The following is a 5953-nucleotide window of genomic DNA, read 5'->3' as shown; positions in this document are numbered from 1 at the left end:
CATGCCGACGCCTTCTTTGCGCGCTCCGCGAACAAGCTCGACTTCGGAAACTGGGGCGAGAAGGAAAAGGTGGCGCTGAGCTGCCGCATTCTCGCCAGCGAAGGCCATTCGGAAACCCTGGCAGGCCAGATCACCGTGCGCAAGGAAGACGGCACGTTCCTGACCACGCCCTTGGCACAGGCGTTCGACGAAATCGATCCGGCTTCGGTCATGCGCATCAACGAGGACATGGAAGTGCTCGAGGGCCCGGGCACGCCCAACCCCGCCGTGCGCTTCCATTTCTGGGTCTATCGCCAGCGTCCCGACGTGCAATGCATCATCCACACGCACCCGCCGCATGTGTCGACGTTGTCGATGACGGGCCAGCCGCTGGTCGTCGCGCACATGGACGCGACTCCGTTTCACAACGACTGCGCGCACCTGAAGGAATGGCCGGGCCTGCCCATCGCCGACCAGGAAGGCGAGATCATTTCAGCGGCGCTGGGCGACAAGCGCTGCATCCTGCTGGCCAACCATGGATTTCTGGCCGCGGGATCCTGCGTGGAAGAGGCGCTGTACCTGTCGGTGCTGATTGAACGCGCGGCCCGCAATCAGTTGCAGGCAGCCGCCGCCTACGGCGAGGTAAAACCGGTGAATGATGCACTGGCCGCCGAATCGCATGACTTCCTGCTCAAGCCCAGCATCGTGCGGGCGAGCTTCGCCATGTTCGCGCGCCGCGTCGAACGGCAAATGGCCGCGCGATAGCGCACGCGGGCAACAAGCCGCAGCCGGGATCCGCGCGTGGGCGGGTCCCGGGGCTGCGGCAAAGACAGATCAGGGCTTTTTGAGCAGGTCGCGGATTTCGCGCAGCAGCGCCACGTCTTCCGGCGTTGCGGCCGGTGCGGCCGGCGCTTCCTCGGCCTTGGTGCGGGCCTTGTAGATGGCCTTGACCATCCAGAAGATCACGAACGCCAGCAACACGAAGTTGATGATGATGGTGACGAAATTACCCCACGCGAACACGTTTGCGCCCGCTTTGGTGAGGTCGGCATACGTCATCGGGCCGTTGTAGCCGGCCGGCATGGACAGCACCAGGAACTTGTTCGAAAAATCGACCGAGCCGCCAAGGATGAAGTTGACCAAAGGCATGACGATGTCTTTGACGAGCGAATCGACGATCCTGCCGAACGCTGCACCGATAATGACACCCACCGCCAAGTCGACCGCATTGCCTTTTACGGCGAAATCTCGGAATTCTTTGACGAAACCAGTTGCTTTGCTCATAAAAGCACTCCCTTCGTGATACGCCCGTCAGTGGGCTGGCGCTATAATACGCGGTTGCTATGTTGTTACATATTCCCGCGAACCCGATGCCGCAGAAATGATGCTACTCGTAGAGCGGGCGCATCAACAAGGATAGGAAGATGAGTCAGGATACGCTGGTGCACGATGATGACGGTGCGGTTGATCCCAACCTGCCACCTGATCCTTCGCGACGTTTCTGGGTTACCACCGCCTGTGCTGTGGGTGGCGTAGCAGGTGTCGCAACGGCTTTGCCGCTTGTGAGCACATTTTCTCCCTCTGAAAAGGCCCGTGCGGCCGGGGCCCCTGTAGAAGTGGATATCGGCGATATACCCGTCGGCACCATGAAGACAGTGGAATGGCGTGGGAAGCCGGTGTGGATCATTCACCGTTCTCCCGAACAGCTCGCCGCCCTGAAAGCGCTGGACCCTCTACTGGCCGATCCCGATTCCAAGCGGCCTGGCTTCACTCCCAAATACGCCGAAAACGAAGCTCGCTCGCGCAAGCCCGAGATCTTCGTCTGTGTCGGCATCTGTACCCATCTGGGCTGCTCGCCCACCTCGCACTTCGAAACAGGCGGCGGTGGCGGCATGGGCGCCAATTGGCAAGGCGGATTCCTCTGTCCGTGCCACGGCTCCACGTTCGACCTGGCTGGCCGGGTCTACAAGAACAAGCCTGCTCCCGATAATCTCGAAGTACCGCCTTACCAATATCTCAGCGACACCCGCATCATTGTGGGCGTTGATGAAGACAACAAGGCCTGACGCTCGCGTCGCGCTTTTTTCCCGAATTACGTAAGTAAAACAAATACGCCACGTATTAGAGAAGGAGCCGTTACATGGCTGGCGAGAAAACCGTCGAGACGACAGGCCTGTTGGGCTGGCTGGACCGGCGCTTTCCGGTGACCTCCACCTGGAAAGCCCATCTGTCCGAGTACTACGCACCGAAGAATTTCAACTTCTGGTATTTCTTTGGCTCTCTGGCCTTATTGGTCCTGGTGCTGCAGATCGTGACCGGCATTTTCCTGGTCATGCATTACAAGCCGGACGCCGAACGCGCGTTCCAGTCCGTCGAATACATCATGCGCGAAGTCCCTTGGGGCTGGCTGGTGCGCTATATGCACTCCACCGGCGCGTCGATGTTCTTCGTCGTCGTGTACCTGCACATGCTGCGCGGGCTGCTTTACGGTTCCTACCGCAAGCCGCGCGAACTCGTGTGGATCTTCGGCGTGGCGATTTTCCTCTGTCTGATGGCCGAAGCTTTCTTCGGCTACCTGCTTCCCTGGGGCCAGATGTCGTATTGGGGCGCCCAGGTGATCGTGAACCTGTTCGCGGCCATTCCGTTCATCGGCCCTGAACTGTCGATCTGGATCCGCGGCGACTACGTCGTGTCGGACGCCACGTTGAACCGCTTCTTCGCCTTCCACGTCATCGCGATTCCGCTGGTGCTGGTGGGCCTGGTGGCGGCTCACCTGGTGGCGCTGCACGAAGTCGGCTCGAACAACCCGGACGGCATCGAGATCAAGCAGGGCCCGAAAGACAAGTACGGCCGGCCCAAGGATGGCATCCCGTTCCACCCGTTCTATTCCGTGCATGACCTGATGGGCGTGGCAGGCTTCCTGCTCGTGTTCGCGTTCATCGTGTTCTTCGCGCCGGAAATGGGCGGGTACTTCCTCGAGTTCAACAACTTCATCCCTGCTGACTCGCTGAAGACGCCTCCGCACATCGCTCCGGTCTGGTACTTCACGCCGTTCTACTCGATGCTGCGCGCCACCACCGACGAATTCACGTGGGTGCTGGCAGGCGCATCGGTGCTGGGCGCCATCGCGTTGCTCGTCAAGAGCAACCTGAAGGGCATCCTGCGCGTGGCCATCCCCGGCATCCTGATCGTCGTGGCCGTGCTGCTGCGCGTGATCGACGCCAAGTTCTGGGGCGTGGTCGCCATGGGCGGTACTGTCGTCATCCTGTTCTTCCTGCCGTGGCTGGACCATTCCCCGGTCAAGTCGATCCGCTACCGCCCCACGTGGCACAAGTGGATCTACGGCATCTTCATGGTCAACTTCCTGGTGCTCGGCTACATCGGTACGCAGCCGCCCAGTCCGCCGTTGAACATCACGTCGCAAATCGGCACGCTGCTGTACCTGGCATTCTTTTTCCTGATGCCGGTCTGGAGCCGCCTTGGCACCTTCAAGCAAGTGCCTGAGCGCGTTACGTTCCACGCCCACTGAGCCCCACCAGATAACGGATTAACCATGATCAAGAAGCTGATTGGTGCCGTGGCCTTGATGCTCACGTGTACCGCCGCATTCGCCGCCGAAGGCGGGTTCCCGCTGGACAAGGCGCCGTACCGCGTCAACGACATGGCGTCGCTGCAAAACGGCGCCAAGCTGTTCGTCAACTACTGCCTGAACTGTCATAGCGCATCGTCGATGCGCTACAACAAGTTGAAGGACATCGGGCTGACCGACCAGCAAATCAAGGAAAGCCTGCTGTTCACCGGCGAAAAGGTGGGCGACATGATGACTGTCGCCATGACGCCCAAGGACGCCAAGAAGTGGTTTGGCACGACGCCCCCGGACTTGTCCGTGATCGCCCGCGCCAAATCGGTCAACGCCGGCCCGTCCGGCGCGGACTACATCTATACCTACCTGCGCACCTTCTACCGCGATTCGTCACGCGCCACCGGCTGGAACAACCTGGTTTTCCCGGCCGTGGGCATGCCCCACGCGCTCTGGGAGCTCCAGGGTCCGCGCGAGCTGACGACCGTGGCCATGCATGAAGTGGAAGCCAAGGATGCCAAGGAAGGCGCACCCAAAACCTGGGAACGCGTCACGACGGTGTACGATGCTCAAGGTTTTTCCACGGTCAAGGCCGAACCGGTAGCTGATTACCGCGGCCATGCCACCTTTGATGCCAAATTTAAGGCCGCCAACCCGGCCCAAGTCGCAACATACGACAACGACGTCGCAGACCTGACCGCGTTCATGTCCTGGATGGCCGAGCCCGTCCAGACGTTACGCGTCCGTATCGGCGTCGGTGTCATGTTGTTCCTGCTGTTGTTCTTCCTGGTTACGTGGCGCTTGAACGCTTCGTACTGGAAGCACGTGCGCTAACCGCAACGCCCCGCCAGGCATACAACCGTCCCCGTTTAAAAACAGGGACGGTATTGGCGGATAGGGCTGTACGCCTATCCCGCCTGGCAATCGGGGCCAGCGCCTGCTAGATTTAGGCGCTGGCCTTTCGTTTTTCATAAAGGACTTTCACCATGATGGTGCTCTATTCCGGAACCACGTGTCCGTTTTCGCAACGCTGCCGCTTCGTGTTGTTCGAAAAGGGTATGGATTTCGAGATCCGCGACATCGACCTGTACAACAAGCCCGAAGACATCTCGGTGATGAACCCGTACGGTCAAGTGCCCATTCTGGTCGAGCGCGACCTGGTCCTGTACGAGTCGAACATCATCAACGAGTACATCGACGAGCGCTTCCCGCACCCGCAGCTCATGCCCGCTGACCCGGTCATGCGCGCCCGCACCCGCCTGTTCCTCTACAACTTCGAGAAGGAACTGTTCGTTCACGTCTCGACGCTGGAAGACCGCAGCGCCAAGCCGGACGAGAAGAAGCTGGCCCATGCCCGCCAGAACATCCGCGACCGCCTGGCCCAGCTGGCCCCCATGCTGCTGAAGAACAAGTACATGCTGGGCGAAGAGTTCTCCATGCTGGACGTGGCCGTGGCTCCGCTGTTGTGGCGCCTGGACCACTACGGCATCGAACTGCCCAAGAATGCGGCTCCGCTGCAAAAGTACGCCGAACGCATCTTCTCGCGTCCGGCTTACATCGAAGCGCTGACGCCTTCGGAAAAAGTGATGCGTCGTTAAGGCTGGTTGTGTGATGGGTGAAACTTCGACCAAACCGTATCTGATCCGCGCACTGCACGAATGGTGCACCGACAACGGCTACACGCCGTACATCACCGTGCAGGTCGACGAGCACACCATGGTGCCCGTCGCGCATGTACGTGACGGTCAGATCACACTGAACGTGGGCACGCTGGCCACCAACCGACTGGTGCTGGGCAATGAATTCATCGAATTCCAGGCCCGCTTCAGCGGCGTGACCGAAAACGTCTACGTTCCCGTCGGCGCCGTCAGCGCCATCTACGCGCGCGAAACCGGCGCCGGCATGGGCTTCGAAGTGCAGCCCTACGAACCGCCAGCGGCCGGCGCACAAGGCGTGGCGGACACCGCCGCGCCCGAAAGCACCGATGCCGAGGCCACGCCGGGCGACGACGGCGGTGATGACGACGAACCCAAGCGTCCGCGCCTGACCATCGTCAAATAGCCGCCGCGATGCGGGGACGGCGCGCCTGGCGCAACGTCCCTGCAAGCCAGACTGATTCCCACGCTCCGTGCCAGGCAGGATGCCCATCCTGCCCGCGCGGGGCGTTTTGCTGCGCGGCGTTTACAGGCGTCGCCACGGCACGGCGGCGTTGAGCCGCTGCGGCAGGCAATGCGGTATTGCGCCGCGTGTGGACCCGCGCACGGCAGCAGCGTTTTTTCATTACAATGCAGTCCCTGCGCGTGCCCCGGCACGCCATGCCGGTGTAGCTCAGTTGGTAGAGCAGCTCACTTGTAATGAGAAGGTCGAGGGTTCGATTCCTTTCACCGGCACCAA

Annotated in this window: 7 protein-coding genes and 1 tRNA gene; 7 read left to right on the top strand and 1 reads right to left on the bottom strand. The window is 60.9% G+C overall.

Annotated features, from left to right (window positions below; all coding sequences use genetic code 11):
• Positions 1-744: aldolase (locus ACO6D5_RS29305; protein WP_485827331.1), on the top strand; the 744-nt coding region annotated here is incomplete at its 5' end.
• 69 nt (positions 745-813) lie between these two features.
• Here the strand turns inward: ACO6D5_RS29305 and mscL are convergent.
• Positions 814-1263: a large conductance mechanosensitive channel protein MscL gene (gene mscL, locus ACO6D5_RS29300; protein WP_006224521.1), complete on the bottom strand. Its 450-nt coding sequence runs from the start codon at positions 1261-1263 to the stop codon at positions 814-816.
• Between the two features lie 140 nt (positions 1264-1403).
• Between mscL and petA the strand changes: the two genes are divergently transcribed.
• From petA to ACO6D5_RS29270, 6 genes are all read left to right on the top strand, one after another.
• Positions 1404-2045, top strand: a complete 642-nt coding sequence (gene petA, locus ACO6D5_RS29295; RefSeq protein ID WP_006224520.1) for a ubiquinol-cytochrome c reductase iron-sulfur subunit — start codon at positions 1404-1406, stop codon at positions 2043-2045.
• A gap of 74 nt (positions 2046-2119) precedes the next feature.
• Positions 2120-3508 (top strand): cytochrome b, encoded by a 1389-nt coding sequence (locus ACO6D5_RS29290; RefSeq protein WP_006224519.1) that lies wholly within the window; start codon positions 2120-2122, stop codon positions 3506-3508.
• 24 nt (positions 3509-3532) lie between these two features.
• Positions 3533-4393, top strand: coding sequence for a cytochrome c1 (locus ACO6D5_RS29285; RefSeq protein ID WP_088589764.1), 861 nt, complete (start codon positions 3533-3535; stop codon positions 4391-4393).
• A 152-nt stretch (positions 4394-4545) separates the two neighbouring features.
• Positions 4546-5157, top strand: a complete 612-nt coding sequence (locus ACO6D5_RS29280) for a glutathione S-transferase N-terminal domain-containing protein (RefSeq protein WP_006224517.1) — start codon at positions 4546-4548, stop codon at positions 5155-5157.
• A 13-nt stretch (positions 5158-5170) separates the two neighbouring features.
• Positions 5171-5620 (top strand): ClpXP protease specificity-enhancing factor, encoded by a 450-nt coding sequence (locus ACO6D5_RS29275; protein ID WP_006224516.1) that lies wholly within the window; start codon positions 5171-5173, stop codon positions 5618-5620.
• Positions 5621-5876: 256 nt separating this feature from the next.
• Positions 5877-5952: transfer RNA gene (locus ACO6D5_RS29270), tRNA-Thr, on the top strand.
• Position 5953: the final 1 nt, after the last annotated feature.

The sequence above is a fragment of the Achromobacter sp. genome, from assembly GCF_057314935.1.
This window is presented reverse-complemented; position numbering and strand designations above follow the sequence as displayed.